Annotated in this window: 1 protein-coding gene; it reads right to left on the bottom strand. The window is 69.9% G+C overall.

Translation table 11 applies throughout. The features are described from left to right. Positions 1-3,029 (bottom strand): amino acid adenylation domain-containing protein (locus tag AB0937_RS38460; RefSeq protein WP_366718853.1); only part of this gene is annotated, 3,029 nt, incomplete at its 3' end. Positions 3,030-3,044 lie beyond the last annotated feature (15 nt).

Genomic DNA, 3,044 nt, shown 5'->3' with positions numbered 1-3,044 from the left:
CCCGCCAACGCCTCACGCCAGAACCCCACCTGACGCGACATCAAACTGCCCGCGTCCTCCTCCGACCCCAGCAACTCCCGCTGCCACAACGCATAGTCCGCATACTGCACCGGCAACGCATCCCACCCGGGCTCCCGACCCTCACACCGCGCCGCGTACGCCACCGACACATCCCGCGCCAGGGGACGGGTCGACCAACCGTCGCCCGCGATGTGGTGCACCACAAGGGCGAGTACATGCTCATCGGGACCGGTCTCGAACAACCACGCCTTCAACGGAGCCTCGGCCGCGAGGTCGAAGGCGTACGAAGCGATCCGTGCGAGTGTGGCCGACAGCTCGGAGGAGTCGAGCCGGACGGCAGGCAGCTCCCACTCGACCTCGTCCACAGCGAGAACATGCTGGTCCGGCTCACCAGCCACGACTCGGAAGACCGTGCGCAGGGATTCATGGCGCGCGATCACGTCACGCAGCGCGTCGGCCAGGGCCTGTGTGTCGAGCCGACCGGTGAGCCGTAGAGCCACCGGGCTGTTGTACGTCTGGCTCGGTCCCTCCAATTGGCCGATGAACCACAGCCGGCGCTGCCCGTACGACAGGGGCACCCGTTCCGGGCGGGCCATCGGCACCAGGGCTGCGCGCGCCTCGTCCGCCTCTGCCAGCCGTGCGGCCAGCCCCGCCACTGTGGGTGCCTCGAAGAGTTCGCGGATGCCCACTTCCACGCCGAGCAGGGTCCGCATGCGGCTCACCAGTCTGGTCGCCAGCAGCGAGTGCCCGCCCAGCGCGAAGAAGTCGTCATTCACACCGACCGCGGGCAGACCCAGGACCTGGGCGAAGGCCTGGCAGAGGAGTTCCTCCTGCAAGGACACCGGAGCCCGGCCCGAATCGGCCGTCGCCGCCGCGTATTCGGGGCTGGGCAGCGCCTTGCGGTCCAGCTTCCCGTTACCGGTCAGCGGCAGCGCCGGCAGCACGACCACTGCCGAGGGCACCATGTACTCCGGCAACCGCGCGGCGACAGACTCCCTGACTGCGGCGCCCAGTTCGGCAGCATCCGTGTCATCCGTGTCGCTCGCGACGACGTAGGCGACGAGTCGGACATCGCCGGGGGTGCTCTCCCGGGCGATCACCGCAGCCTGGGCGATCAGCGGGTGTGCGGCTACGACCGCCTGCACCTCGCCGGGTTCCACGCGGAAGCCTCGGATCTTCACCTGCTCGTCGGCACGTCCGGCGAACACCAGCCGCCCCTCGGCCGTCCACCGTGCACGGTCACCCGTGCGGTACATCCGCTCACCGGGCGCGCCGAAGGGGCAGGCGATGAACCGCTCGGAGGTGAGCCCGGGCCTGCCGACATACCCGCGCGCCACTTGTGCGCCTGCCACGTACAGCTCGCCGACCACGCCGACCGGTACTGGCTTCAGGCCTACGTCCAGGACGTAGGTCTGTGTGTTGGCGACCGGCGAGCCCACCGGGATCACCCCGGAAGCAGCATCCTGCGAGGTCAGTGGAGTGGTGGCCACGCCGACCGTGGTCTCCGTCGGCCCGTAATGGTTGAACACCGCCCGATCACCGGCCGTGGCCAGCAGCTCCCCGACCAGCTCGGCGGAAGCCGCTTCACCACCCAGGACCAGCGACCGCACGGAGGTGACTGCTGCCGCGCCCAGCGCCGCCAGGTGTGAGGGCACCGCCTTCAGGCAGTCGATCCCCTGCTCCGTGAGGTAGGCCGCCACCGCAGCCGGGTCGGTCACCGACTCCTCTTCGATGAAGTGGAGCTCACCCCCGCCGGTCAGGCTAGCGAAGACCGTCGTGTTCGCCAGGTCAGTCGCCTGCCCCTGCAACACCGCATACCGGCCCCCACTGCCGAACCCGACCCGCCCGGGCACCGAGGTGACGTAGTTGGCCAGGCCTGCGTGCGGGACGGCCACGCCCTTGGCCCGTCCGGTCGAACCCGACGTGTAGATCACATACGCCGCTTGCTCCGGCAGGATCTCCCCCGCCGGTGCCGAGTCCGGGAAGGCAGCCAGCTGCATCGCGGTCAGGGTGTCGTCGATCGCGACCAGGCGATGACGCCCCGCCGGGAGATCGTCCAGGATCTCCTCGGTCGTCAGTGTCAGCACCGCGCCACTGTCACGCAGCACGAACGCCACCCGCTCCGCCGGCTGACCCGCCTCCACCGGGACGTACGCCGCCCCGGCCTTCCACACCGCCAGCATCCCCGCCAGAGTCTCGACGCCCCGCGGCAGGCACAGGCCCACCACCGACTCCGCACCCACACCCTGCGCCCGCAGATAATGCGCCAGACGGTTCGCCCGCACCTCCAACTCCGCGAACGAAACCGACACATCGCCCTGCACGACCGCCACCGCACCCGGCGACCGCCCCACCCGCTCCTCGAACAGGCCCAGCACCGTGGACGCCACCACCGGCACACCCGTGTCGTTCCACTCCACCAGCACCCGCCGACGCTCATCCGGCAAGAGGACGTCCACCGCGCCCACCCGAGCCGGTGTGTTATCCGTCAGCTCGGACAGGACGTGGATGAACCGCTCCGCCAGCCGCCCGGCCGTGGTCGCGTCGAACAGGTCGGCGGCGACGGTGACGGCGCCCCGCACCCCGGCGGGGTCGCCCTCGGCGTCGAACTCCTCCTCGACCATCACGTCGAGGTCGAACTTCGCGGAGGGCTTGCCCAGGAAGAGCGGCGTGGACCGGATGCCGGGCAGGGTCAGTGTCGCTTCACCCGTTTCCCTGCCCGACGTGGCGTTCAGCTTGGTGAGAACGACCTGGAAGAGGGGGTGCCTGGCCAGCGATCGGGCCGGTGCCAGTTCCTCGACCAGCCGCTCGAACGGCACATCCTGATGCCCGAACCCCGCCAGACTCGTCTCCCGCACCCGCTCCAGCACCTGCGCGAACGTCGGATCACCCGACAAGTCCGTCCGGATCACCAGCGTGTTGACGAAACAACCCACCAGCTCATCCAGCGCCTCATCCGTACGCCCCGCGATCGCCGAACCGATCGGAATGTCCGTGCCCGCACCCAACCGCGACAACGTCAC

Origin of the sequence: Streptomyces sp. NPDC047880, from assembly GCF_040706515.1 — a bacterium.
Taxonomy (GTDB): Bacteria; Actinomycetota; Actinomycetes; order Streptomycetales; family Streptomycetaceae; genus Streptomyces.
Note: the sequence above shows the minus strand (reverse complement) of the source record. Positions and strands in the feature narration are given on the sequence as shown.